23 protein-coding genes and 4 tRNA genes are annotated in these 24,185 nt (G+C 68.7%); 7 read left to right on the top strand and 20 right to left on the bottom strand.

The genetic code is table 11. The annotated features are described in order from the left end of the window. Both narH and ACWGSK_RS17830 read right to left on the bottom strand, forming a co-directional pair. Complete coding sequence (narH, locus tag ACWGSK_RS17835; protein WP_452456329.1) at positions 1–1,686, bottom strand: nitrate reductase subunit beta; 1,686 nt, start codon at positions 1,684–1,686, stop codon at positions 1–3. An 86-nt stretch (positions 1,687–1,772) separates the two neighbouring features. Then, positions 1,773–5,456, bottom strand: a complete 3,684-nt coding sequence (locus ACWGSK_RS17830; protein WP_452456290.1) for a nitrate reductase subunit alpha — start codon at positions 5,454–5,456, stop codon at positions 1,773–1,775. Between the two features lie 173 nt (positions 5,457–5,629). Here ACWGSK_RS17830 and ACWGSK_RS17825 point away from each other — a divergent pair, with 173 nt between their 5' ends. Then, positions 5,630–6,823, top strand: coding sequence for an MFS transporter (locus ACWGSK_RS17825; protein WP_358507167.1), 1,194 nt, complete (start codon positions 5,630–5,632; stop codon positions 6,821–6,823). Positions 6,824–6,848: 25 nt separating this feature from the next. Here the strand turns inward: ACWGSK_RS17825 and ACWGSK_RS17820 are convergent, their stop codons facing one another. Further along, positions 6,849–7,574, bottom strand: a complete 726-nt coding sequence (locus tag ACWGSK_RS17820; protein WP_452456289.1) for an rRNA methyltransferase — start codon at positions 7,572–7,574, stop codon at positions 6,849–6,851. 79 nt (positions 7,575–7,653) lie between these two features. Next, positions 7,654–7,728, bottom strand: a tRNA-Asp gene (locus ACWGSK_RS17815). 98 nt (positions 7,729–7,826) lie between these two features. On the opposite strand from ACWGSK_RS17815, the gene ACWGSK_RS17810 reads away from it, so the two are divergent. Continuing rightward, entirely contained in the window at positions 7,827–8,234 is a 408-nt protein-coding gene (locus tag ACWGSK_RS17810; protein ID WP_452456288.1) for an RNA-binding S4 domain-containing protein, read from the top strand. A gap of 77 nt (positions 8,235–8,311) precedes the next feature. Here ACWGSK_RS17810 and ACWGSK_RS17805 read toward each other — a convergent pair whose 3' ends face one another. Both ACWGSK_RS17805 and ACWGSK_RS17800 read right to left on the bottom strand, forming a co-directional pair. After that, positions 8,312–9,127 (bottom strand): alpha/beta fold hydrolase, encoded by an 816-nt coding sequence (locus ACWGSK_RS17805; protein ID WP_452456287.1) that lies wholly within the window; start codon positions 9,125–9,127, stop codon positions 8,312–8,314. 30 nt (positions 9,128–9,157) lie between these two features. Beyond that, on the bottom strand, positions 9,158–9,730 hold the full coding sequence (locus ACWGSK_RS17800; RefSeq protein ID WP_452456286.1) for a hypothetical protein: 573 nt from the start codon (positions 9,728–9,730) through the stop codon (positions 9,158–9,160). Between the two features lie 119 nt (positions 9,731–9,849). On the opposite strand from ACWGSK_RS17800, the gene ACWGSK_RS17795 reads away from it, so the two are divergent. Further along, positions 9,850–10,755, top strand: a complete 906-nt coding sequence (locus ACWGSK_RS17795; protein ID WP_452456285.1) for a PP2C family protein-serine/threonine phosphatase — start codon at positions 9,850–9,852, stop codon at positions 10,753–10,755. Here ACWGSK_RS17795 and ACWGSK_RS17790 read toward each other — a convergent pair. The 7 genes from ACWGSK_RS17790 to ACWGSK_RS17760 all read right to left on the bottom strand — a co-directional run bounded on the left by ACWGSK_RS17790 (position 10,752) and on the right by ACWGSK_RS17760 (position 15,191). Continuing rightward, entirely contained in the window at positions 10,752–11,303 is a 552-nt protein-coding gene (locus ACWGSK_RS17790) for a hypothetical protein (protein ID WP_452456284.1), read from the bottom strand. The two genes, ACWGSK_RS17795 and ACWGSK_RS17790, sit on opposite strands and share 4 nt — an antisense overlap. Positions 11,304–11,382: 79 nt before the next feature. Further along, positions 11,383–12,219: a phosphoribosylaminoimidazolesuccinocarboxamide synthase gene (locus ACWGSK_RS17785; RefSeq protein WP_452456283.1), complete on the bottom strand. Its 837-nt coding sequence runs from the start codon at positions 12,217–12,219 to the stop codon at positions 11,383–11,385. Positions 12,220–12,225: 6 nt separating this feature from the next. After that, positions 12,226–12,966 carry a GntR family transcriptional regulator gene (locus tag ACWGSK_RS17780; RefSeq protein WP_452456282.1) on the bottom strand — a complete coding sequence of 247 codons (741 nt, stop codon included), beginning with the start codon at positions 12,964–12,966 and terminating at the stop codon, positions 12,226–12,228. Between the two features lie 261 nt (positions 12,967–13,227). Next, positions 13,228–13,301 (bottom strand) — tRNA-Phe (locus ACWGSK_RS17775). A gap of 23 nt (positions 13,302–13,324) precedes the next feature. Next, positions 13,325–13,399 (bottom strand) — tRNA-Asp (locus ACWGSK_RS17770). Positions 13,400–13,489: 90 nt separating this feature from the next. Beyond that, positions 13,490–13,562: transfer RNA gene (locus ACWGSK_RS17765), tRNA-Glu, on the bottom strand. Positions 13,563–13,655: 93 nt separating this feature from the next. Next, positions 13,656–15,191, bottom strand: a complete 1,536-nt coding sequence (locus ACWGSK_RS17760) for a metallophosphoesterase family protein (RefSeq protein WP_452456281.1) — start codon at positions 15,189–15,191, stop codon at positions 13,656–13,658. A gap of 93 nt (positions 15,192–15,284) precedes the next feature. Between ACWGSK_RS17760 and ACWGSK_RS17755 the strand changes: the two genes are divergently transcribed. Both ACWGSK_RS17755 and ACWGSK_RS17750 read left to right on the top strand, forming a co-directional pair. Beyond that, a complete protein-coding gene (locus tag ACWGSK_RS17755; RefSeq protein WP_358507184.1) occupies positions 15,285–15,635 on the top strand; it encodes a metallopeptidase family protein in 351 nt (116 codons plus the stop codon). Between the two features lie 322 nt (positions 15,636–15,957). Beyond that, positions 15,958–17,298, top strand: coding sequence for an MFS transporter (locus ACWGSK_RS17750; protein ID WP_358507186.1), 1,341 nt, complete (start codon positions 15,958–15,960; stop codon positions 17,296–17,298). A 37-nt stretch (positions 17,299–17,335) separates the two neighbouring features. On the opposite strand, the gene ACWGSK_RS17745 is transcribed toward ACWGSK_RS17750, so the two are convergent. The 7 genes from ACWGSK_RS17745 to ACWGSK_RS17715 all read right to left on the bottom strand — a co-directional run bounded on the left by ACWGSK_RS17745 (position 17,336) and on the right by ACWGSK_RS17715 (position 22,306). Further along, entirely contained in the window at positions 17,336–17,458 is a 123-nt protein-coding gene (locus tag ACWGSK_RS17745; protein ID WP_263363335.1) for a hypothetical protein, read from the bottom strand. After that, positions 17,458–17,718, bottom strand: a complete 261-nt coding sequence (locus ACWGSK_RS17740) for a PspC domain-containing protein (RefSeq protein ID WP_358507188.1) — start codon at positions 17,716–17,718, stop codon at positions 17,458–17,460. Before ACWGSK_RS17740 ends, ACWGSK_RS17745 begins: the two co-directional genes overlap by 1 nt. A 185-nt stretch (positions 17,719–17,903) precedes the next feature. Continuing rightward, positions 17,904–18,509 carry a TetR/AcrR family transcriptional regulator gene (locus ACWGSK_RS17735; RefSeq protein ID WP_358507190.1) on the bottom strand — a complete coding sequence of 202 codons (606 nt, stop codon included), beginning with the start codon at positions 18,507–18,509 and terminating at the stop codon, positions 17,904–17,906. 236 nt (positions 18,510–18,745) lie between these two features. Beyond that, positions 18,746–19,387, bottom strand: a complete 642-nt coding sequence (locus ACWGSK_RS17730; protein WP_358507192.1) for a response regulator transcription factor — start codon at positions 19,385–19,387, stop codon at positions 18,746–18,748. Further along, positions 19,384–20,649 carry a sensor histidine kinase gene (locus ACWGSK_RS17725; protein WP_358507194.1) on the bottom strand — a complete coding sequence of 422 codons (1,266 nt, stop codon included), beginning with the start codon at positions 20,647–20,649 and terminating at the stop codon, positions 19,384–19,386. The genes ACWGSK_RS17730 and ACWGSK_RS17725 overlap by 4 nt, the downstream gene beginning before the upstream one ends. Before the next feature lie 2 nt (positions 20,650–20,651). Then, complete coding sequence (locus ACWGSK_RS17720) at positions 20,652–21,353, bottom strand: ABC transporter permease (RefSeq protein ID WP_358507195.1); 702 nt, start codon at positions 21,351–21,353, stop codon at positions 20,652–20,654. Next, positions 21,350–22,306 carry an ABC transporter ATP-binding protein gene (locus tag ACWGSK_RS17715; protein WP_452456280.1) on the bottom strand — a complete coding sequence of 319 codons (957 nt, stop codon included), beginning with the start codon at positions 22,304–22,306 and terminating at the stop codon, positions 21,350–21,352. The genes ACWGSK_RS17720 and ACWGSK_RS17715 overlap by 4 nt, the downstream gene beginning before the upstream one ends. A 180-nt stretch (positions 22,307–22,486) precedes the next feature. Here ACWGSK_RS17715 and ACWGSK_RS17710 point away from each other — a divergent pair, with 180 nt between their 5' ends. Both ACWGSK_RS17710 and ACWGSK_RS17705 read left to right on the top strand, forming a co-directional pair. Then, the gene (locus ACWGSK_RS17710; protein WP_452456279.1) at positions 22,487–23,128 is read left to right on the top strand and encodes a GyrI-like domain-containing protein; all 642 of its coding nucleotides are present in this window, start codon (positions 22,487–22,489) and stop codon (positions 23,126–23,128) included. Between the two features lie 194 nt (positions 23,129–23,322). Further along, entirely contained in the window at positions 23,323–24,147 is an 825-nt protein-coding gene (locus tag ACWGSK_RS17705; RefSeq protein WP_358507199.1) for a peptidoglycan recognition protein family protein, read from the top strand. Positions 24,148–24,185 lie beyond the last annotated feature (38 nt).

Here is a 24,185-nt window from a genome sequence, read left to right as displayed (position 1 = left end):
TTACACGGGACCGGGGTTCCCGCCCCGCCCGTTGTCGGTACCGTCGTCCTTCTGGGGTGGAAAGAGTCCGTCGGGGCGGCCGTTGCCGTCCCAGTTCAGCAGGTTGACGCGTCCGTCGGTGACGGAGTGGTGTTCCCCGGTCTGCCGGTCCCGGAGCGCGTGGAAGGTCTCCACCGTCGCCTCGTTCGGACGTCCCGACGCCTCGCCGAAGGGCACCTCGCCCATCCCGCCCATGCCGGGGCCGCCGTCGAAGTCCAGACTGCAACCGACCTCGTCGATGACTCCGCGGTCGGCCTCGTTCACCCCGTAGGCGGTAGGGATGACATAGCGCTCGTCGTACTTGGCCAGGGCCAGTAGTCGGTACATGTCCTCGATCTCGGTGCCGGTCATCCCGACCGCGGTGGCGATGGACTCGTCGCGTTCCTGACCGAGGTTGATCCTGCGCATGTAGGAACGCATGGCGGCGAGCCTGCGCAGGACCAGGTCGACCGGGGCCGTGTCTCCGGCGGTGAACAGTTCGGCGAGGTACTCGACGGGGATGCGCAACGCGTCGATGGCGCCGAACAGGTTGCCGTGCTCCTCCGCGTCGTGCCCGGTCCGGGTGAGGGTGTCCACCACCGGCGACAACGGCGGGATGTACCAGACCATCGGCATCGTGCGGTACTCCGGATGCAGCGGCAGCGCCACCCGGAACCGCTTGGCCAGCGCGTAGATGGGCGAGCGGGCCGCGGAGTCCATCCAGCGGTCCGGGATGCCGTCGCGGCGGGCCGCGGAGCGCACGGCCGGGTCGTTCGGGTCGAGGAAGACCCCCAGTTGTGCCTCGTAGAGGTCCTTCTCGTCCTCGACCGCGGCGGCCTCACCGACCCGGTCGGCGTCGTAGAGGACGACCCCCAGGTAGCGCAGCCGGCCCACACAGGTCTCGGAGCAGATGGTGGGCATACCCACCTCCACGCGCGGGTAGCAGAAGGTGCACTTCTCGGCCTTGCCCGTCTTGTGGTTGAAGTAGATCTTCTTGTACGGGCAGCCGGTCACGCACATGCGCCAGCCCCGGCAGCGGTCCTGGTCGACGAGGACGATGCCGTCCTCGGCCCGCTTGTACAGGGCGCCGCTCGGGCAGGTGGCCACGCACGTCGGGTTGAGGCAGTGCTCGCAGATGCGCGGCAGGTAGAACATGAAGGTGTCCTCGAAGGACAGCTTCACCTTGTCGCCGAGTCTGCGCACGATCGGGTCCTGCGCGGCGAGTTCGGGACCACCGCCCAGGTCGTCGTCCCAGTTGGCGCTCCACTCCACCTTCATCGGTCTGCCGGTGAGCGCCGAACGCGGGGACGCCACCGGGAAGTCGTCGCCCAGGGGCGCGTTGATCAGGGTTTCGTAGTCGTAGGTCCAGGGCTCGTAGTAGTCCTGGATCGACGGCATCAGCGGGTTGGCGAAGATCGTCGCCAGGCGCTTGATGCGCCCACCGGAGCGCGGGACCAGTTTGCCGTTGGGCCTCCGTTCCCAGCCGCCCTTCCACCGTTCCTGGTCCTGGTAGGTGCGCGGGTATCCCTGCCCGGGTCGGGTCTCGACGTTGTTGAACCACGCGTACTCGACCCCGCTCCGGTTGGTCCACGCCTGCTTGCAGGTGACCGAGCAGGTGTGACAGCCGATGCACTTGTCGAGGTTCATCACCATGGCGACCTGCGCCATGACCCGGCCGATCGGCCGCTTCCCCTCGTGTCCCGTCTCCGCCCGGGCAGAGACCCCCGCCGGTCGGGGTGGTCGGGTGTCCGCCATCAGTAACGCACCTCCGTCGTCCGTTTCCGCACGACCGTGACCTCGTCGCGCTGGTTGCCCGTCGGGCCGAGGTAGTTGAAGGCGTAGGTGAACTGCGCGTACCCGCCGATGAGGTGTGTCGGCTTCACGAGCAGTCGGGTGAGCGAGTTGTGGATGCCACCGCGCCTACCGGTGGTCTCCGTCTTGGGCACGTCGATGGTGCGTTCCTGGGCGTGGTACATGTACACCGTCCCGGTCGGCATCCGGTGCGAGACCACCAGACGTGCGGCCACCACACCGTTGCGGTTGATCGCCTCGACCCAGTCGTTGTCGACGGCCTCGATGGCCTTGGCGTCGGCCACGCTCATCCAGATGGTGGGACCACCCCGGGACAGGGTCTGCATGAGCAGGTTGTCCTGGTACTCGGAGTGGATCGACCACTTGGAGTGCGGCGTCAGGTAACGCACCACCACCCCCAACCGCCCGGTCGGGCCGATCCGTGGTTCCCCGAAGAGACGGCCGACGTCGAGCGGCGGCCGGTAGACCGGCAGGGCCTCGCCGAACTCGTGCATCCAGTCGTGGTCGAGGTAGAAGTGCTGGCGCCCGGTGAAGGTGTGCCAGGGCTTGTCGTGTTCGAGGTTGATGGTGAAGGGCGAGTAGCGGCGGTCCGACGACTCCTTGCCCGACCACTCCGGGCTGGTGCCCACCGACGTGGGCCCGCGCTTGGCGTCGTCGAAGACGACCCGGCGACCGGCGGCGTGGTCGATCAACTCGTCCATGTCGGTGCCGGTGCGCGCCGCCAGACGCTCGAAGCCCTGGGCGGCCAGACGACCGTTGCTGGTGCCCGACAGCGCCAGGATCATCTCGCAGACCTTGACGTCGGTGTCCAGGGAGGGCCGCCCGTCGGCGACACCGCCGCGCACGACGCCGTTGCGTTCTCGCAGCCACTCCACCTCCTTGTCGGGGGTGAAGGACACCCCCTTGACCGGGAGCCCCTTGCCCTCGGCGAGTGGTCCGAGCGAGGCGAGCTTCTGCGCGATCGCCGAGTAGTTGCGGCGGACCGGCACGATCCCCGGCATCGTGCTCCCCGGGACCGGGCGCTCCCCCGTGACCTTCCAGTCCCTGGGCACCCCGTGCGCCTGGGCCAGCTCGCCCGGGGTGTCGTGCTGGTGGGGCACGGCCACCAGGTCGGTGACCTCACCGAGGTGGTCGGCGGCCATCGCGCTGAAGACCTTCGCCAGGGCGTGGAAGGTGTCGAAGTCGGTGCGCGTCTCCCACGGTGGGTCGATCGCCGGGTTGAAGGCGTGCACGTAGGGGTGCATGTCCGTGGTGGACAGGTCGTGCTTCTCGTACCAGGTGGCGGCCGGCAACACGAGGTCCGACAACAGGGTGGAGCTGGTCATCCGGAAGTCCAAGGTGAGCAGCAGGTCCAGCTTGCCCTCGGGGATCTCCTCCCGCCAGGTGACGTCCGCGGGCCGGTGTTCGGGACCGGCCGGTTCCGCCTGAAGGTTGGAATGGGTACCGAGCAGGTGCTTGAGGAAGTACTCGTCGCCCTTGGCCGACGAACCGAACAGGTTGGAGCGCCACAGGGTGAGGGTGCGCGGCCAGTTCGCCGGGTCGTCCGGGTCTTCGACGGCGAACCGGAGGGTGCCGTCGACGAGCTGGTCGGCGACGTACTCCGCGGGGTCCCTGCCCAGTTCGACGGCCTCCTTGCCGAGCTGGATCGGGTTGCGGTCGAACGTCGGGAAGGACGGCATCCACCCCATTCGGGCCGAAGCCGCCACGAGGTCCGCGGTGTGCTGTCCGCGCACCCTGCCCGGACCGAGCGGCGACATGAGCGCGTCGGCCCGGTAGGTGTCGTAACGCCACTGGTCGGTGTGCGAGTACCAGTAGGAGGTTCCGGCCATGAACCTCGGCGGGCGCGCCCAGTCGTTCCCGGACGCGTACGTCGCCCAGCCGGTGGCGGTGCGGCACTTCTCCTGACCCACGTAGTGCGCCCAACCACCGCCGTTGACCCCCTGGCAGCCGGTGAACAGCAACAACGCCAGGAAGGCGCGGTAGGAGTTCTCACCGTGGAACCACTGGTTGGTGCCGGCGCCCAGCACGATCATGGCGCGGCCACCGCTGGCCTCGGCGGTGTCGGCGAACTCGCGTGCGATGCGCACCGCGCGGTCCGCGGGCACCGAGGTCAGTGTCTCCTGCCAGGCCGGGGTGTAGGCGGCGTCGGGATCGTCGTAGCCGGTGGGCCAGGTGCCGGGCAGCCCCGGGCGGGACACCCCGTACTGGGCCAGGACCAGGTCGAACACGGTGGTGACCAGGCGTCCGGCGACCCGACGGATCGGAACGCCCCGGATGTCGACCTCGGCCGAACCGTCCGGGGTGTCGAACCGGGGCAGCGCCAACTCGGCCACCTCCCCGCCCTCGCCGTAGAAGGTGAGTTCGGGGATCCGGCCCTCCAGGTCCAGGTTCCACCTGCCCTCGCCGTCCTCGCCCCAGCGATCGCCGATCGTGCCGTTGGGGACCACCGGGGCGTCCTCGCCCTCGGGCCACAGGAGCGGCTTCCAGTCCGCGTTCGTGGTGGCGTCGCCACCCGGTAGGTCAGCGGCGGTGAGGAACTTGCCGGGCACCCGGCGACCGTCGCGTTGTTCCAGGGCCACCAGGAAGGGCAGGTCCGTGTAGGCGCGCGCGTAGTCCAGGAAGCCCGGCGTGGTCCGCTCCACGAAGCGTTCGCGCAGGATGACGTGGCCCATCGCCATGGCGAGGGCGCCGTCGGTGCCGGGGTGCGGGGCCAACCACTCGTCGGCGAACTTCGCCGCGTCGTTGTAGTCCGGGGAGACCACGACGACCTTCTGCCCTCGGTAGCGGGCCTCGGCCATCCAGTGGGCGTCCGGGGTGCGGGTGACCGGGACGTTGGAACCCCACAGCATCAGGTAGGCGGCGTCCCACCAGTCCCCCGACTCGGGCACGTCGGTCTGGTCGCCGAACACCTGGGGAGAGGCGACGGGAAGGTCGGCGTACCAGTCATAGAAGGACAGCATGGAGCCGCCCAGCAGGTTCACGAAGCGCGCGCCGACACCATGGGAGACCATCGACATCGCCGGGATGGGCGAGAAGCCGGCGATGCGGTCCGGGCCGTACTTCTTGATGGTGAGCACGTGGGCGGCGGCCGCGATCTCCAGGGCCTCTTCCCAGGTGACGCGGATCAATCCGCCCTTGCCACGCGCCCGCTGGTAGCGGCGGCGTTTCTCCGGGTCGGTGGTGATCTCCTCCCACGCGAGCACGGGATCGCCTAGGCGTCGCTTCGCCTCGCGGAACATCTCGACCAGGACACCGCGCGCGTACGGATAACGGACCCGGGTCGGCGAATAGGTGTACCAGGAGAACGCGGCGCCGCGCGGACAACCCCGGGGTTCGTACTCGGGCCGGTCCGGACCCACCGAGGGATAATCGGTCGCCTGGGTTTCCCAAGTGATGATTCCGTCTTTGACGTACACGTCCCAAGAACAAGAACCGGTGCAGTTCACACCGTGCGTGGAACGGACCACCTTGTCGTGGCTCCAACGATCGCGGTAGAACACATCGCCTTCGCGTCCACCATGCCTGACCTGCGCACGATTGCCGTCGAGAGGCTCGGAACGGGTCAGATAGTTCCCCATCCGCAGGAGCGCGTCACCCGCCCCGCCATTTTTGCCCTGCGTCGCCATAAGGAAGACACTCCATTTGCCGGCCCGTTACCGCAGCGATGAGGAAATCCCGGAAAATCACTTCCAGCATCGACCACATTCCGTTAATAAATATGCCTGCCACGGGAGTGAAGTCACGTTTCCCACACCGATTCGGGCGACAATCGCAGAATCCGATACTTGGAGGGGCCGCAATGCGCGCGGAAGCCGATGAGACGACCGCCCGTTCCGGGACAGCGGGTACCAACCTCGCGCTGGCGACGGCGGCGTTCGCCCTGACGTTCTGGGCCTGGAACCTGATCGGCCCGCTGTCGCGGACCTACAGCGAGGAGCTGGGACTCTCACCGACCCAGACGTCGATCCTGGTCGCCTTCCCCGTGCTGGTGGGTTCGCTCGGGCGTATCCCGGTCGGCACCCTGACCGACCGCTACGGCGGTCGGCTGATGTTCACGATCCTCTGTTTCCTGAGCATCGTTCCGACGTTCCTCGTCGGGCTCTCCTCCCACTCCTACGGCATGCTGTTGGTGTGGGGATTCTTCCTCGGTATCGCGGGAACCTCGTTCGCGGCCGGCATCCCGTTCGTCAACGCCTGGTACCGGCCGAACCGGCGCGGGTTCGCCACCGGTGTGTTCGGGGCGGGCATGGGTGGCACGGCGCTGTCCGCCTTCCTGACGCCCCGCCTGGTGGAGGCCCTGGGGCTGTTCACCACCCACCTGCTGATGTGCGTGGCTCTCGCGGCCATGGGCGTCGTGATGTGGGTCTTCGTCCGTGACGCGCCGGAATGGCGACCGCAGACCGCGCCGGCGCTACCGCGCATGCGCGAGGCCCTGAGACTGAAGGCGACCTGGCAGGCGTCCGGCCTGTACGCACTGGTCTTCGGTGGTTTCGTGGCCTTCTCCACCTACCTGCCGACCCTGCTCACCACCGCCTACGACTACGCGCAGACCGACGCGGGCATGCGCACCGCCGGATTCGCGTTGGCGGCGGTGATCGCCCGTCCCGTCGGCGGCATTCTGTCGGACCGGATCGGCCCGGTGAAGGTCTGCCTGATCTCGTTCTTCGGCACCTGCGTGTTCGCCGTGGCGCTGGCCCTGCACCCGCCCGCGGAGTTCCCGGCCGGGTTCACGTTCGTGCTGATCGCCGTGTCGTTGGGGCTGGGTACCGGTTCGGTGTTCGCCCTGGTCGCCAAACTGGTGGAGCCCACCCGGGTGGGCACGGTCACCGGCCTGGTCGGCGCGGCCGGCGGGCTGGGAGGTTACTTCCCGCCATTGCTCATGGGCGTGGTCTTCCAGGCCACCGGCGCCTACACGCTGGGTTTCGTCCTCCTGGCCGTGGTCGCGCTCCTGGTCGCCCTGTACACCACACGCGCCTTTCGCGACGTGTCTTGACGGGCCCCGCGTCATCGGGGCGGGTTCAGATCCCGGTGAGGTCGCGGGCACGGACCAGGACCGCCGAACGGTTGCCGACCTTGACCCGTTCCAGCGCGCGCACGCCCTCGGGCAACCGCACCCGGCGCGTGCGCGCGGTCAGCACTACCACGGAGCGTTCCGGCAGTACCCGCCCCATCGAGGAGAGCAGCCCGTGGACCGGGTCCTGCGGGATGTCGCCCTCCCACCGGGTCATCTCGCCGTAGGGGACGTCGGTGACCACGAGGTCGGCGTCCACCGGCTCGGTGAGGGTGAACACGTCGGCCACGGCCGACTCGTGCGGGAGGTCGCCCCCGGTGACGGCCAGCCCCGCGGCGAGGTCGCGGGCGGCCTCGGCGCGTTCCACGTAGGCGACACGGCCGAAGTCGAGGGCCGAACGGCGTAGCTCGCGCTCGCGTTCGGCCATCCCTTCGGCGGTGAGGAGTTCGAGATTGCGCGCGGCGATGGCGACGGCGTCGGGGTCCACGTCCGAGGCTCGTACGTGGACCAGCAGGTCGCGGTGGAGTAGGCCCAGGACCGTGACCAGGTAACCGCTGCCACAGCAGGGGTCCCACAGGCGGGCCCGCTCGTGGCCGAGGTGCACCATCGCGCGTTGGAGGAGTTCGCTGGCCAATCGGACGGGGAAGCCGGGGAAACCCGGCGCCGACCGCAGAACCTGTCCACTCGCCAGCGCGGAGTGGTCCGTACGCTCGGTGGCGTACCGGTAACTCACAAACGTCCCCCGTCCAGACGACAACGTCCCCACAACGCCGAAGGCCCGGTGTCTGAGGGACACCGGGCCTTCGATGATGCGGTCCTGACGGGATTTGAACCCGCGGCCTCCACCTTGACAGGGTGGCGAGCACTCCTAACTGCTCCACAGGACCTCGTTGCGTTCACAACTCTAGCGCGACTTCGGAGTACTTCGTACCGCCGTCGCCCTAAAGTGGTTCGAAAGTACCCGCGACCGACGAGAGGACCTTGCGTGAGCGAGCAGTCCGCCCCCCTTCCCACCGGCCCCGACTCCACTCGGGTGGACCGTTGGCTGTGGACGGTGCGCCTCACCAAGACCCGCTCCGATTCGGCGCAGGCCTGCCGTGGCGGGCACGTTCGTGTCAACGACCGGCCGGCCAAACCGTCCACGATGGTCAAGGCCGGCGATGAGGTGCGGGTACGCCTGCACGGCACCACCCGGATCGTCGATGTGACACACGTCATCGTCAAGCGGGTCGGGGCGTCCGTCGCGGTCCGCTGCTACGAGGACCGCACCCCCGCCCCGCCGCCGGAGGCCCGAGGGCCGGTGATCCGGCGCGATCGCGGCGCCGGTCGACCCACCAAGAAGGACCGTCGCATGCTGGACCGGTTGCGGTCCGACTTCCCCCCGCCCGCCTGAGCCCTCAGGAGCCCCCTTGTCCGGTATCTCCCCCGCCCTCTTGGCGTCCGGACGCGACGCCGCCCTGCCCCGCGCCCTCACCCTGGTCCGCTCTCTCCGTTGAGCCCGGGGAGCGGGTGTTCGGCGAGGAAGTCGCGGACGGCATCGGTCGCCTTGGGCGCCGCCTCGTGCAGGTAGCCGTGGCGGACGCCGGGCAGGACCAACAGCCGGGCGTTCGGGACGCGTTCGGCGAGCAGTTCGGCGTTGGCCACGGGGGTGAGCTCGTCGTCCTCACCGTGCACGACCAGGGTGGGCGCCTGGATACGCGGCAGCAACTCCCCACCGTCGTGCCTCATGCTCGCCTCGTAGTGCCGGCGCTGGGCGCGCAGCGGGTTGCGCGGCACGATCCTGGCCACCGTCTCGGGGTTCGCGTCGGCCCACGAGGGTGAGTAGAACAGGTACGCGATGAGGTCGCGCCCCTCCTCGGTGTTGGCCTTGCGCAGGGCGATCGACGCGTGGTGCGGGCGCTCGACCTCGTTGCTCCCGCCCGGCGCGGTCGCGCCCAGGATCAGGGCGCCGATCCGATCGGGGGCCATCGCGGCGAGTGTCTGGGCGATCTTGCCGCCCATGGAGAAGCCGTACACGTGGGCGCGTTCCACGCCCTCCTCGTCCAGGACGGCCAAGGCGTCATGGGCCAGCAGTTCCATGCTGTAGGGACGGTCGAGGGGAACGTCGCTGCCGCCGCTGCCGCGCATGTCCATCCGGATCACCCGGTGGCTCTCGGCCAGGTCGGCGTACACCCCTTCCCACATGGTGCGGTCGAGGGACTGTCCGTGGATGAGCAGCAGCGGCTCACCCGCTCCGTGGACGTCGTATCCGATACGGGTTCCGTCAGCGGCGGTCGCGTGGTTCACGCCAACGGACACTACCCGACAAAGCACGCCTCACGGGCGACGCGAGGACCGCGAGACCACGTGGTCCTCGTGCCAGGAACGGTAGGCCGCCCAGCCGAGTACGGCACTGGCCACCAGCATGACGAACACCCCGGACGCCGGCGCCACATCCTCCCCCGGGACGCCCGCCCAGAACCAGGCCACGAAGGACAGGAACGGGACCAGGCCGCACAGCACCATCAGCGTCACGAGCCGGAAGCCGTTCTGCTCGAAGTGACAGCCCACCGCGAACCCGATCTGGAGCAGGAGGAGGGCGAGGCTCAGGAAGAAGAGGCCGTGCCCCTCGGCGAGCGCTCCCCACAACACGTCCCAGCCCGTCGCGTAGCCGGACGGATCCAGCGCGCCAACTCCTGCGTCGTTGTAGACGCGAAACCCCCCTCCCTCACGGATCCAGGGCAGGGCCGGCGACAGGAACAGGGCGACGGTGCCACCGAGGAGCGCGGCGGCCGTCGTCCGATCCGACGGGGCGTCACCGTTCAGCCTCTGCAAACGCATCTCCAAGCGGTTGACCCGAACGCGCAGGCGCTCGGTCTCGCTCGGCTGATCCTGGCCGTTGGATCTCACGGAGGGGTCTCCTCGAATCGTCGGAAATGGTCCGTCCACGATCTCGTGTCCGGTGACCGCGAACCAAACCACCCCGGACGAGCATCTCCCCGGATCCCACCATCGGGAGAGGAGCGCGAATGCACACACCCGTCATCGCCGCCGACTCCGACCAGGGGCCTCGGGAACACCAACAGGACGCGTACGCGCACCAGGTAGCCGACGCCTCCGGCGGCTGGCGCGCGTCCCTGGCCGACGGCTTCGGCGAACACCCTCGCACCCGTGAGGCCGCCGTACTCGCCGCCGTCACCGCCACAGAGGCCGGCGGCGAGGCACTGGACGCCGTTCTCGCCGCCACGAGTGCGATCTCCGACGCCCATCCCGGAGCCGACTGTGTGATGGTGCACGCGCGCCAGGACGCCCCCGACGACCCCATCGACGTCGCCTGGGTCGGCGACTGCAGACTCTGGACCTGGTCCCCCGGCGACGGGTTGCGCCGGCACACCCACGACCACACCTTCGGGCAGCGGTTGCGGGACCGGTGGGTGGCGGACGACCTGGCGCGGGCCGGCGACAACGCGCTCACCACCTCGGTCGCCACCGCGGCCCTCGCCGACATCGGCACCTCGACCGCTCCCCCCGCGGAACTGGTGCTGTTCACCACCGACGGGGTCCATGACTACGTCGACGAACTCCTGCTGGCCGAACTGGTCACCGACCACGCACACACCCCGGACGTCCTGGCCCAGGTGTTGGTGGACGCCGCCCGGGAGGCCGAGAGCGGCGACAACGCCACCGCCATGGTCATCCGACTGCCGCTCCCGGAGTCGCCCTACCTGTCCCGACAAGAGGTGCTGCTGGACGGCCTGGCCCACGTCGACGGGTTCGACGACGACCAACCCGTCCTGCGCCGGCTCGCCGAGGACCGCGCCGTGGGCATCGCCTGCGACCGGTTTCTGCTGCGCGACGGCAGCACCTACTGGTGCACGAAGGACTCCGACCACACCGACCACCACGTCAGCTGGCACGGAGTCACCTGGACCTAGTCGTCCGGTTTGGCCAAGGCCGCGCCCGTTCCGACCATCAGGCAGGCCAGGAAGGCCACCACCGCGCCCGGCCCGGTGACGACCGAGCTCTCGGAGTCGGTCGGCCAGAAGATCAGCAGCAGGAACGGCGTCGGGAACGCGCACACCTGAACGACGACGTGGAGGCGTCCGTCGTCCATGACCAACGCGTACAGGGTCAGCGCCAGGATCAGCACGACCGCGACGAAGACGGCGAGGATCGCCCTGGTGTCGGTGATGGCGGACCCGAACATCTCCCATCCGGTCATCAGGCCCCGGGGCTCCAGCCGCAAGGGAAGATCCTCAGAGCCCAGGGTCGGTGAAACGTCGAACCCGGACCCGTCCTTGCGCGGACCGCGCAGCCACGGCAACGCGAGCGAAACGAACAGCACCACGGCACCGACCGCCATGGCGACCGTGCCCAAGCGGAGTCTGCGTTCGTCCGCGTCGAGCCGCCACGTCAGTCGTTCCAACCGATCCAGCCGCTCGCGGAGCTCTCGGAGTTCGTCGGGGCCTTCCCGTTTCGCCATGGGACCTCCCGAGGTCAAGGGTCTTCGATCAGGAGATCCCCCATCGGAGCATTTGGTTCCCGGCCGTGGGTTTTCGACCTCACGCCTCCCAGCGCTCGCCGGTGATCCGCTCGTAGACCTCGATGTACCGGGCCCGGGTCGCTTCCACGACCTCGTCCGGGATCTCGGGGCCGGGCGGCGTGCGATCCCAATCGGTCACCGTGCTCGACCAGTCCCGCACGAACTGCTTGTCGAAAGCGTGCTGGGGCCCGCCCGGCGCCCAGTCGTCGGCGGGCCAGAACCGCGAGGAGTCGGAGGTCAGCACCTCGTCGGCGAGCACGAGGGTGCCGTCCGCCGCGCGACCGAACTCCAGCTTGGTGTCGGCGATGATGATCCCGCGCTCGGCGGCGATCTCGGCACCACGCTTGTACACGTCCAGGGTCACCGCGCGTAGGCGATCGGCGGTCTCCTGTCCGATCTCCTCGACGACGTCCGCGAACGTGATGAACTCGTCGTGTCCTTCGGTCGCCTTGGTCGTGGGGGTGAAGATCGGTTCGGGGAGCTTGGACGCCTCCACCAGGCCCTCGGGAAGCTTGATCCCCGAGACCGTGCCCTGCTTCTCGTACTCCTTGAGCCCTAGGCCCGCGAGGTAGCCGCGAGCGATCCACTCCACGGGAAGCATGGTGAGCCTCTGGCAGCGCACCGCGCGGCCCGCCCACTCGGCGGGCACGTCGGTGGCGGAGATGACGTGGTTGGGCACCACGTCGGCGAGCTGCTCGAACCACCACAGCGAGAGTCGAGTGAGGATCTTGCCCTTGTCGGGGACGGGGGTGGGCAACACGACGTCGTAGACGCTGACGCGGTCCGAGGCCACCAGGATGAGGTCGTCACCGTCGGCGTAGACGTCGCGCACCTTGCCCGAGTGCAGCAGTTCCATGTGTTCCTACCTGGAGATCTCGTAGTTGTAGGTGGTCCAGCGGCGGGCCACGGAGACGGACCGGCCGAACTCGATCACGTCGCCCTCGGCGTCGAGCACCCAGTTCTGTTTACGCAGCACCGGGGAACCCAGCGGGATGTTCAGGGCCGCGGAATCCTCTTCCGAGGCGATGTCGGCACGGAGTTGGTCCTTGCCGGCGACGGGAGTGAGTCCCACGTTCTCCTCCACGTACTTCGGGGTGCCCTGGGGCAGTCGCTCGGCCTCCAACAGCAGCGGGGCCGATTCGGCCAGCTCGCCCTTGAACCAGGACGTGCTCGCCGAGGAGGGCCGGTCGTCTCGAAGGGTGACCCGCCTGCGTCGGATGACGTTGGTCCCGACAGGAACGCCCATGGCGTTCGCGATGTCCTCGGGTGCCGGCACCAGTTCGGCCGCCCGGATCTCGGCGCGCTCGTCGGCCGCGTAGATCCTGCCCTCAAGACTGCGCACCACGCGATCCTTGGCGCTGGCCGCCGACTGGTCGCGAGTGACGATGCTGCCCCTGCCCGGCTCACTGCGCACCAGGCCTTCGGCCTTGAGCACCCCGACGACCTTGGTCGCGGTCGCGAGCGAGATCGTCCACTTCGCGGCGATGGTGCGCACCGAGTCGATCCTTTCCCCCTCGGGGAGGGCCCCGGACTCGATCTCGGCCTTGATGTGCTTGGCGACCTGCAAGTAGGGCGGGTCGGTGCGCTGGACCTGAGGTGACACGGGTGACTCCTTCGCGGTGAACAAGACCAGCGTACTGGAACGCATACTGATTGCGTACTAGAACGGATACACGATCTCGGGCCTCGACATGGAGGGGATGCCGGGCGGCCGACCCGTTGATCGAGCGGCGCTCCGATCTGAAAACCCTCGCCCACCGGTCCAAGGTGGGGAAGAACCGGCGAACCCGCCACGTGGCGACCCCGGACGCCAAAAAAGCCCGGAGCCAAAGGACTTCCGGGCTTTGATGCTGGTCGTGATGTGTGGCTAGGGGCGGGGTCGAACCGCCGACCTTCCGCTTTTCAGGCGGACGCTCGTACCAACTGAGCTACCTAGCCGCGGCGCCGATCGGCGACGCTTGCGGTCCTGACGGGATTTGAACCCGCGGCCTCCACCTTGACAGGGTGGCGAGCACTCCTAACTGCTCCACAGGACCTTGTTCAGTTGTCACACCGAGCTGATCGGGCCCGGTGTCTCGCTGCGGTTTCCATTCTGCCAGATGCCCGGCAGTGGTCTGACCGCTTCGTACCCCCAACGGGATTCGAACCCGCGCTACCGCCTTGAAAGGGCGGCGTCCTGGGCCGCTAGACGATGGGGGCCCGTGTAGACGTCCCAAGCATAGGGGAGAATTCCACCAACGCCAAAGTGAATGTCCCGGCCGGTCGACACCATCGCCGCCCGGGGCTTCCGGGTCAGGGTGTGGCCTCCTCCTCTTCGGCTTCCTCCTCCTCACCGACGACCCGGTCGGGGTCCTCCTCGATGTGCCGCTCGACCTGCGCGGAAGTGAGTCCGACACCGCCGAGGTCGATGTCGTCGCGCGCCTGGAGGCGGCCGGTCTCGGCGTCGAAGTACAGCACGGACGCCTGGTAGGGCGTGGGCCGGTCCGTGCCGTGATCGAGCCCACTCAACCCGGCACCACCCGTCGAACCCTGGACCAGGAACCTGGTGCCCTCCTGTGTGAGCTCGGTGGACCGCATGTGCTCGTTGCCCGCCAGGGCGAGGGGCACCACCCCGTCGAACGGCCGCGCTTGGACCTGGGTGTGCAGGACCGCGACGTCGACGTCGGTGTCGCCGCCCTCGACCGAGGCCGCCTGCTTCTCCCCGAGCTCCCTCACGTCGGCGTCGTCGGGGTTGAGCCGGGTGGCGTCCGGAACGAACCTGGGGTCGCCGGCGCCGAAGAAGGTGAGTCCGCCGACCTCCTCGGTGTCCCCGTCCAGGACCACCGCGTTGGGCTGGGCCTCCACCGCCCGTTGGGTGCCCACCGAGTCGTGCTGGCCGCGCACCCACACGTAGGGCACGTCGAGCCTGCCGATCTCGTCGGCGAAGACGTCCTCCGCCGCGCTGCCGCGTTCGGTGAGGTCGCCGGAGTCCACGATCACGTCCACCCCGTACTGCTCCCGCAGGGTGCCGATGATGCTCCACGAGGCCGGGTTCAGCTGGATGTCGGACACGTGCAGCACCCGGATGACCGATTCGTCCTCCTCATAGACCGGCAGTGACGAGGTGGCCTGGTAGATCATCGCCACGTTGCCGACGAGTCCGGCGAGCTGTTCCTGGTACTCGGTGAACTGCCCGACGACGTCGTCGACGCTGCCGACCACGGCCGGGGCCTCCCCGATGAGGCCCGTGAATCGCGGTTGGACGATGGCGCTGGGGTTGAACGTCAGAGCCGCCACGCCCCCGAGCCCCGCCAGGACGACGACGGAGGTCACGGTGCTCGCCAGGGCCCGCCAGGCGTTACGGAACAGCAGCAACCCCATCAAGGCCGCGCCGAGGGCCGCCGCGAGGAGCGAGCGCAACACCAGGGCGGTCACGCCGCTGGTGAGGTCGGCTCCGATGCCCGCGGCCATCCTGTCGATGGCCTCCGGGTCGGTGAACATCTCCTGGGCCGCGGAGCTGCGGATCTCGGTGATGGCCGCCTCGATCCGCAGCGGAGCGGCGTGGGTGTCGAAGGCCAACTGCCCGAGGGGGGCGACGTTGACCACCGTCTCCCCGTGCCACTGGGGGCTCAGCGAGAACGTGACGTCCGCGGGGCCGATGGGGGTGACCACCTGTCCGCCCAGCGCCAGGCCGAGCCAACCGCCGAGGAGGCCCGCCACGACGACGCAGCCCCAGCGCCACAGACGCCCGGTGCGCCATCGCGCGAAGGCGGCGCGTGAACGTCCGAGGCTCGCACGGGAGCGGTCGAGGGCACCACGGAGGTCGAATGCGCGGATCTGTGACAACACACCCCCATCATGCCGTCGTCACGGGCCGTTCCCAATGCTTCATCCCGACCAGAGTGTTATGTCTCTTCCTCGCGGCCACCCGAAGGCGCCACAATGACGTGTGTGGTTGAACTGACGCGCAGGGACTTCGAGGAACTGGTGGCCGACGCCCTGGACCAGATCCCGCCCGAGCTCTCCCGACTGATGGACAACGTGGTCATCACGGTCGAGGACGAGTCTCCGGAGGGGCTGCTCGGGTTGTACGAGGGGATCCCGCTCACCGAGCGGGGCGACTCCTACTTCGGGGTGTTGCCGGATCAGATCTTCATCTACCGACGCAACATCTGCGCGATCGCCGAGACACCGGACGAGGTGGTCCACGAGGTGCTGGTGACAGTGGTCCACGAGATCGCGCACCACTTCGGCATCGACGACTCGCGTCTGACCGACCTCGGCTGGGGGTGATCGGTCGGCGCTACGTCGGAACGCCGTTCCAGGGGGACCACAGACCGTCGACGGAAAGGCCCCCGGGAAAACTCCACTCGCCTCCGAATCGGCGTTCCAGCACACCCTTTCCCACCCCATTTCACATGGAGCGACCTGGGAGAACAATCCGCGCGTAGACTCGCCGGCACATCGCCGAATCCCATTCGGTGGCATTACCCGGAGCAACGAATCAGATACGAATTTCCCCGAACGACTTGCCAGGCCGCCCACCATCCGGAACCGTTGGTCATTGGGACACGACACAGCGTGATTTCAACCCTGTAACAGTAGGGAGTGCCCCGTGGGCAATCCGAGCATCGACGATGCCCCCGACAACGAGGACCACGAGTCCTCGGCGGCTCAGGAAGCCCGGGAAGACGACTGGCGGAGCAGTTACCGCGACGTCATGGCCATCGGTGAGTTCCGCTCCATGTGGCTCGCCCATGCCCTGTCCGTGGTCGGCACCAACCTGCTGAACATCGCCACCTCGCTGCTGGTCTACCACGTGACCGAGTCCGCGTTCGCGGCCGGAATCACCCTCGCGCTGAACTTCCTGCCACCGCTGATCGGCGGCCCGCTGCTGTCCGGACTCGCCGACATCCTGCCCCGTCGCCGGGTGATGATCGCCTGCGACGTCCTCAGGGCGGCGGTCATCGTCCTCATCGGTGTCCCGGGCATGCCGGTCTGGGCGATCTGGGCACTGATGTTCTTCGTGGTGCTGCCGGGGATCCCCTTCGCCGCCGCACGCGCAGCGCTGCTCACCCAGATCATCCAGGGCGAGCGCTACGTCGCCAGCACCACGATCATCCAGCTGACCGCCCAGCTCGGTATGCTCCTCGGCCTCATCGCGGGCGGCGTGATCGTCTCGTTCATCGGCCCCAACATCACCGTGATGGGCACCGGCCTGTTGTTCGCGCTGTCCGCGCTCATCGTGCTGTTCGGCGTCCGGGCCCGTTCCCTGCCCGAACCGGAGGGGGACGCCGGTGGCGCGGAGGCGCCCAAGCGTCCCGGCCTGCTGTCGATGTTCAGGGACGGCGCGAAGCTGGTCTTCACCGACGCCAAGTTGCGCACACTCGTCCTGCTCGCCTGGCTCGCCGGACTGTACGGAATCCCCTACGGTCTGGCCACACCCATGGCCGACGAGGCGGGTGCCGGCGCGACGGCGACCGGGTTCATCATGGCCGGCGCGTCGATCGGCGCCCTGTTCGGTGGTCTGATCCTCACCCGTCTGGTGCCACCACCGACGCGGATGAGGCTGCTCGGACCGCTCGCCGTATTGACGTCGGTGCCGCTACTGCTGTGGTTCTTCGAGGCGCCACTGTGGCTGATGGTGGTCGCCCTGGCCGTGTGCGGAGCGGCGGGTTCCTACCAGTTCGTCGCCAACGCCGCGTTCGTGCTGTGCGTGCCGCAGGAGGGGCGCGCACAGGCGTTCGGGCTCGCCGCCTCCGGACTTCAGGTGGTCCAGGGGATCGGCATCCTGCTCGCCAGCTACTTCGTGGAGTCCTTCGGCACCGGTCCGGTCATCGCCTGGGCGGGTGTGCTCGGTGTTCTGAGCGCCGCGGTCCTGGCGGCCCGGTGGTCCCGGATGGCCGGGCAGACGATCGCCCGCATGGAGGCGACCGAGTCGGAACGCTCCCCCTAGGAGGAGCGCCCGCCTCCGTCGTCCCCGGCCGTGTCGATCACTGTTCCCCCGAACCGTGGTCCGAGGCGTGGTCACGAACCTCCTCGGTCTCGTGCTCCTCGCGCGGGCACCGGGGGTCCCTCCGGTGCCAGTCCGGGTGTGCCCTCAAGGTCCACATCATCAGTTCTGGCTCTCCTTTCCCTGGAAGTTACGGACGATCTGCTCCAGCAGCGAACGCTGCTCGCTCTGCGACGGCATGATCAGCCAGGCCACGATGTAGACGAACACACCGCTGAAGCCGAGCAGGGTGAAGACGGCGAAGAGGACGCGGATCAGGGTGGAGTCGATCCCCGTGTAGGCGGCGATACCGCCACAGACGCCGGTCAGGAAACGGTCGGATTCGCTGCGTTGGAGTCGCTTGCTCCCGAAGTTCTCGCTCATGGTTCCAGCGTGCCCGTTCCTTGCGACAGTTCCCATCGGGGACAGCCCTGGGCGTCCCCTGACTTCCACCCCCGGCCCTCAGGGGGAGGGTCCTCACCGGAGCGAAAACCCCATAAATGGGACGAAACGTGACGCAAGGGCGTTCCATGACTTGAGCCACACCCCCGGAAAAGAGGGGGCCGGGATCAGTCCGTCGGCCCGAAGGCCTCGCCCAGGTTCACGAACGCCTTCCGGAACAGGTCGCGCGCCGCCTCGATGTCCCCGGCGTCCCCGTAGGGGACCCGCTTCACGGTGTGCCGGGTGACGGACATGGCCGCGCCGGCGATCACCTGGGAACGGAAGTCGTCCTCGGGCGCCCCGGTGCGCTGGGCGACCGCGGTGGCCAGCCCCTGTTCGGCGCTATGGAGGCGACCGAGGAAGACGGGCAGCAGTTGGGGCTCCCGGTCCAGGAGTTCCTTGCGCTGGGTCGCCTCGGCCCGGTGGGCGGCGAGGCCGCCGGGGCCGGCCAGGGAGTTGATGAGGAGGTGGACGAGGTCCTCGGAGAAGTCGCCCGTGGGGCCGCCCGCGATGAACTCCTCCCGGTCCGCCTCGTCCGGGCTGATGGGGGCGTCGCCGATGAGGGCGTCCTCTTTGGTGGCGAAGTAGTTGAAGAAGGTACGGGCGGAGACGTCGGCCGCGGCCGCGATCTCCTCGACCGTCACCTTCTCCAGTCCGCGCTCCAGGGTGAGCCGGACCGCGGCGCCCTGGAGGGCACGCCTCGTGGCCTGCTTCTTTCGCTCCCGCAGCCCCATCGGACCTCCTTGCACACTGCTGATTTTTTCAGGACGCGCAAATATTCTCAACGTGTATTTTTTCACTCGGTCCGACACACGTCGATGAACGTACACGACCCCGCCACCACCCCACCGTCACCGACGCCGACGTGGTCCACCCTGATCGCCCTGGACCGGGCGATCCACGTCGACGAGGACGCCACCGTCCACGGCCGCGCCCACCCCGACGTCCCCTCCCTGGGCTCCGATCGAGGTCAGTCGTCCGACACGTCGAGCAGACCTCGGCGGAAGCCCGCGGCGACCGCGGCCGCGCGGTCGTTGACCCCGAGCTTGGCGTAGATGTGGAGCACGTGCGTCTTTACGGTGGCCTCGCTGACGAACAGGCGGGCCGCGGCCTCCCGGTTGGTGGACCCATCGGCGATGAGCCGGAGGATCTCCAACTCACGGTCGCTCAGGGACACCGAAGGCGAGCGGACCCGACCGACGAGTCGGGTCGCCACCGATGGGGAGAGGACCGTCTCCCCACGCGCGGCCGAACGGACGGCGCGGGTCAGTTCCTCGGGCAGCGCGTCCTTGAGGAGGTAGCCGGTGGCCCCGGCCTCGATGGCCGGGCCGACGTCGCCGTCGGTGGCATAGGTGGTCAGCACCAGCACACGGGACGGAACGCCCAGTCGGGCCAGTTCCCGGATGGCCTCGACACCGCTCGTGCCGGGCATGCGCAGGTCCATGAGGATCACGTCGGGCTCCAGCGACCGGGCCAGTTCGACCGCCCGCGCCCCGTCGGAGGCCTCTCCGACCACGTCGAACCCCGGGTCCGCGGCGAACATCCCCCGGATGCCATCGCGGACCACGGGATGGTCGTCGGTGATGAGAAGGCGGATGGGTCGGTCGGTCACCAGGGTTCTCCTTCGGAAGCGGCCGGAACGACCACGGAGATCGCCGTCCCGACACCGGATTCGGACTCGACCTCCAGGATCCCGGACAGGCCGGACACGCGCTGCCGCATGGACGTCAGACCGAACCCGCCGCGCGCGTGGTCGGACGCGCCGTCGAGACGCGGCGAAGGACACCGCTCGGGATCGAAGCCCACGCCGTCGTCGCGCACGTCCAAGGCGACCACGTCCTCCATGTACGACAGGGTCACCCCGACGCGTTCGGCGTCGGCGTGCTTGGCCACGTTGGCCAGTGCCTCCTGCACCATGCGGAGCAGGGCGGCCTCCACCTCGTCACGCAGGGGCCGGGTCTCCCCGGTGGCGGTGAAGTCCGCGCGCACCCCGTACAGGCGCGACCAGCGGGCGGTGAGGTCGGACAGGGCCTCGGGCAACGCCGCCGACTCCAGGGGCGCGGGGCCGAGCGCGTCCACGGACCTGCGCGCCTCCGTCAGGTTCTCGCGGGCCAGCCGCAGGGCGTTGTCGACGCGGGGCCGCCACTCCCCCGGTTCCCCCGCCCGCTCGGCGGACTGGAGCTGGGTGATGATCCCGACGAACCCTTGGGCGAGGGTGTCGTGGATCTCCCGGGCGATGCGTCGGCGTTCGTCGAGCACACCGGCCTCGCGCGCCTGGACCACCAGTTGAGCGTGCAGCCCCTCGTTCTCCCGGATGGTCTCGCGCAGTCGTCGCACCATCTGCTCGCGTTCGGCGCTGCGTTGCTCGGTGACCTCGCCCAGGTGGCTGAACACCACGACCATCACGACGATGGTCACCACGAACGACAGGCGCAGGAGGAGCGGGCCAGGGGCGAGGGTCAGGGGCCCGCCCATGTACGCGTCGACGGTCACCAGAGCGGTGGCGAGCACCCCCAGGTACCGCCAGGCGTCCTTGAGGAGCCACCAGGAGTACACGTAACCGATGAAGCCGAAGAACCCCGCGAACCAGACGCTGACCACACCGAGCACCGCGATCATCACGATCAGCGCGGCGACGAAGGCGGTCACCACACCCGGTCGGTCGACCCACCCGTGCCGGCGACCGCTCAGCATCCACACCAGCAGGGCGGCGAGCGCCACCAGAGCGAGTGTCCGCGGGCTCGGCCACCGTACGTCGCCGGTGGTGAACGCCAGCACCGTGGAGGCGGTCAACAGGGCGAACGGAGCGACGGCGATGAGCCGCCCCAACCGACGCTCCCGCAGGTCGAGATCGCGCTCCGAGGTGTTCTCCATGCTCACTCCCAGCGGAAGTACCTGGCCGCGAGGGCGCTGAGGACCACCGCGTACGCCGCCATGGTGATCAGGGGCAGCGGTTCGAGGGTCCCATTCGACCAGGCCGAGTGGAAACTCTCCCGCATCGCGCCCAACGGGGTGAACCGTCCGGCGACCGCCAACGGTTCCGGCATGTACTCGGGGGGCTGCATGAGGCCGGCGAGGTAGGTCATGGGGAAGAAGAGCAGCACGCCGAACCCGTTGGCCGACCGCCCGTTCGGGGCGAGCGCCGCGAGGAGCAGACCGATGGCGAAGGTCGACGCCACACCCAGGGCGAACGCCACGGTGAAGGCGGTGCCCGAGGGAGCGACCGCCCCCAGGAACCCCGTTCCCACCACCAGCAGGAGCACGACCGCCAGCACCGTGAGGACGAGCTGGAGCAGGATCTGCACGATGAGCAGGTTCCCCGGGCGCACCGGGGTGACCGAGAGCCGGCGCAGGATCCCGTGTTCGCGGTAGGTGGCCAGGGTGGTGGGCAGCAGGTACACGCCCACCATGGCGATCGCCATGGTGACCGCCATCGGCAGCAGGACCGTGTCCCCCTCGGTGATGGAACCGCCGAACGCCAACAGGATGAACAGGGGGATGAGCAGGCTGAACACGGCGCCGGGTTCGCGGACCAACAGCTTGGTCTCGACGGTGGTGAGCTTGGTGAGGCTCTTCATGATCCGTCCCCGTTCTCCGCGTTCTCCGCGACGCGGAAGGAGTGCCCGGTCAGGGCGATGAAGGCGTCGTCGAGGCTGCGGCCGTCGATGCGCAGATCGGCGACGAGGAAGCGTTCGCGGGCCAGGGTGGCGGTGACCTCGGTGGCGAAGTCGCCGCGGCCCACCAGTTCGACCCGGTCACCGGAACGGGAGACCGAGCCCACCCCCGGCAGGTTCCCGAGCAGGGCCTCCGGTTCCGAGGCCCGTGAAGCTCCCACGTCCATCAGCCGGAACCCCATCCGGTACTCGGGGTCGACCCCCTCGATCAGCCCCGCGAGGGTGTCGAGGGCGACGACGCGGCCACGGTCGAAGACCGCCACCCGGTCGCACAGTTCCTCCACCTCGTCCATGAAGTGGCTGACGAGTACGACCGTCACCCCCTCGGCACGCACCCGTTTGACCAGCTCCCAGGTGGTGCGGCGGGCCTGCGGGTCGAGTCCGGTGGTGAGTTCGTCCAGGAACGCGACCTCGGGGTCACCGACCAACGCCAGGGCGATGAACAAGCGCTGCTTCTGGCCACCGGAGAGTCTGCCGAAGCGTGTGTGGCGCTGCTCGACGAGTCCCCACCGTTCCAGCAGCTCCCGCCAGTCCCTGGGGCGGGAGTAGAAGGAGGCGTACAGATCCAGCGCCTCCCACACCTTGATGGTCTCCGGGAGTCGAGTGTGCTGCAGCTGCACACCGATGCGTTCGCGCAGCTCCCGACTCTGTTCGAAGGGGTCGGATCCGAGCAGCCGGATCGTGCCGGAGTCGGGGCGGCGCAGGCCTTCCACACACTCCACGGCGGTGGTCTTGCCCGCGCCGTTGGGGCCGAGGATCCCGAACACCTCTCCTTCCTCCACGGAGAAGGAGACCCGGTCCAGGACCACGTGATCTTCGTACTTCTTGACGAGTTCGTCGACTTCGATGACTGCCATGCCCACAAGCCTGGTCGGCGCGGGCCTCTCGTGGATCGCCCGCGCGGCCCCTGTTCGGCGCCGATACGGCGGATCCCCGGCATCCACCGTTCGGTGGATGCCCACGAACACGATCGAATGTCGTGGCCCCGCCGTACCCTGGCCCCAGGCAGTGGCTCAGCGATCGGGTCGGGGTGTTCGATGGCAGGCAAGACCGACTTCAAGAAGACCTTCGACGGTTACCGCGCGCGACGGGACCGGTTCAGGATCCTCGACCTTCCGGACCTGAGCTACCTCATGGTCGACGGCCATGGTGATCCGAACACCTCCCCCGCCTTCGCCGAAGCGATCGAGGCTCTCTACCCGGTGGCGTACAAACTGAAGTTCGCGAGCAAGCGCGACCTCGAACGCGACTACGTAGTCCCGCCCTTGGAGGGCCTGTGGTGGGCGGAGGACATGGACGCGTTCACCACCGAACGGGACAAGTCACGCTGGAGCTGGACCCTGATGATCATGGTCCCGGACTGGCTCGACTCGGACGCCTTCACCACCGCCGTCGCACTGGCCGGGGCCAAGACCCCGCCGGCACGCCTCGACGACGTCCGGTTGGAGCCCCTCTCCGAGGGCCGCTGCGTCCAGACCCTGCACGTCGGCCCCTTCGACGACGAGGCGGAGGTGCTCCACCGGATGCACCACGAGTTCGTCCCCGAACAGGGCCTGCGCATGGTGGGCAGGCACCACGAGGTCTACCTGGGTGATTTCCGTCGGGTCGCTCCGGAGAAACGGCGCACCATCCTTCGACAGCCGGTGACCACCTCAGCACCAGGAGCCACCGGAGAATAGGGCTTCGCTGGAGCCCTCAGCGGATCCTTCGGGCCTCGCTACAACATCCGAGGAAATTCGGCCATGGGGGCAACCGGTGAATTCTCTGACCGGAACCGGTCACCGGAATTCACGGCTCGACCCTTTGCGCGTCAAGCTTCTCCATGTTCTTTTATGAACTGGTAAGTAATTAACGACGATCGCGAAGGACACCCATGACCAACATCCCCCGGTCCGGTCTGAACAGGCGTTCCCTCCTGCGCGGGGCCGCCCTCACCTCGGGCGCGGCCATCCTCGGAGGCTCCCTCGGCACACTGGGCGCCACCGCCGCCTCCGCTCAACCGGGCAACCCCATCCAGGCCGCCGCCCCGGAGCTCTACTGGCGCGGCGCCTGGAACGCCCGCGCACCTCGCTCACCCATCCAGGTGCTGGCCAACGCGCCGACCTACATCGTGGTCCACCACACCGCCACGCCCAACAGCACGGACTACTCGCTCGACCACGGACTGAACCTGTCCAAGTCGATTCAGAACTACCACATGGACTCCAACGGCTGGATCGACGCCGGCCAGCAGCTCACCATCAGCCGCGGTGGGTACGTGATGGAAGGACGCGACCGCACCCCGGAGGCCATCGCGGCCGGTCAGCACGTCGTGGGCACCCACGTGGCCAACTACAACAGCTCGGCCATCGGCATCGAGAACGAGGGCACCTACACGAGCGCGAGCCCGACCCAGGCCCTGACCGACTCCCTGGTGGAGACCCTGGCCTGGCTGTGCGGCGCCTACGGGCTCAACCCGAGCGCGATCGTCGGCCACCGGGACTTCAACGCCACCGCCTGCCCCGGTGACGTGCTGTACGCCATGCTCCCCGACCTGCGCAACCGGGTCACCCAGACCATGGGGGCGCTCGACATCCCCATCGCCGCCGCTCGTGCCCCGGGCGAGGACGGCCCCACCTACCCGACGGTGCCCGACGACGAGCCGAGCCACGAGTTCTACCACGGTCCCCTCCGAGGCGCGGACGACATCTCCCACTAGCCGACACCCCATGTCGGGGACGTAGAGGACATCACCCC

The organism is Nocardiopsis sp. NPDC055551, assembly GCF_053619415.1.
Note: the sequence above shows the minus strand (reverse complement) of the source record. Positions and strands in the feature narration are given on the sequence as shown.

What these genes read in the sequence shown, in the direction of transcription:
- narH (WP_452456329.1), bottom strand. Translation starts at nt 1,686, where the DNA reads ATGGCGCAGGTCGCCATGGTGATGAACCTCGACAAGTGCATCGGCTGT.
- ACWGSK_RS17830 (WP_452456290.1), bottom strand. Translation starts at nt 5,456, where the DNA reads ATGGCGACGCAGGGCAAAAATGGCGGGGCGGGTGACGCGCTCCTGCGG.
- ACWGSK_RS17825 (WP_358507167.1), top strand. Translation starts at nt 5,630, where the DNA reads ATGCGCGCGGAAGCCGATGAGACGACCGCCCGTTCCGGGACAGCGGGT.
- ACWGSK_RS17795 (WP_452456285.1), top strand. Translation starts at nt 9,850, where the DNA reads ATGCACACACCCGTCATCGCCGCCGACTCCGACCAGGGGCCTCGGGAA.
- ACWGSK_RS17790 (WP_452456284.1), bottom strand. Translation starts at nt 11,303, where the DNA reads ATGGCGAAACGGGAAGGCCCCGACGAACTCCGAGAGCTCCGCGAGCGG.
- ACWGSK_RS17785 (WP_452456283.1), bottom strand. Translation starts at nt 12,219, where the DNA reads ATGGAACTGCTGCACTCGGGCAAGGTGCGCGACGTCTACGCCGACGGT.
- ACWGSK_RS17755 (WP_358507184.1), top strand. Translation starts at nt 15,285, where the DNA reads ATGACGTGTGTGGTTGAACTGACGCGCAGGGACTTCGAGGAACTGGTG.
- ACWGSK_RS17745 (WP_263363335.1), bottom strand. Translation starts at nt 17,458, where the DNA reads ATGATGTGGACCTTGAGGGCACACCCGGACTGGCACCGGAGGGACCCC.
- ACWGSK_RS17740 (WP_358507188.1), bottom strand. Translation starts at nt 17,718, where the DNA reads ATGAGCGAGAACTTCGGGAGCAAGCGACTCCAACGCAGCGAATCCGAC.
- ACWGSK_RS17735 (WP_358507190.1), bottom strand. Translation starts at nt 18,509, where the DNA reads ATGGGGCTGCGGGAGCGAAAGAAGCAGGCCACGAGGCGTGCCCTCCAG.
- ACWGSK_RS17725 (WP_358507194.1), bottom strand. Translation starts at nt 20,649, where the DNA reads ATGGAGAACACCTCGGAGCGCGATCTCGACCTGCGGGAGCGTCGGTTG.
- ACWGSK_RS17720 (WP_358507195.1), bottom strand. Translation starts at nt 21,353, where the DNA reads ATGAAGAGCCTCACCAAGCTCACCACCGTCGAGACCAAGCTGTTGGTC.
- ACWGSK_RS17715 (WP_452456280.1), bottom strand. Translation starts at nt 22,306, where the DNA reads ATGGCAGTCATCGAAGTCGACGAACTCGTCAAGAAGTACGAAGATCAC.
- ACWGSK_RS17710 (WP_452456279.1), top strand. Translation starts at nt 22,487, where the DNA reads ATGGCAGGCAAGACCGACTTCAAGAAGACCTTCGACGGTTACCGCGCG.
- ACWGSK_RS17705 (WP_358507199.1), top strand. Translation starts at nt 23,323, where the DNA reads ATGACCAACATCCCCCGGTCCGGTCTGAACAGGCGTTCCCTCCTGCGC.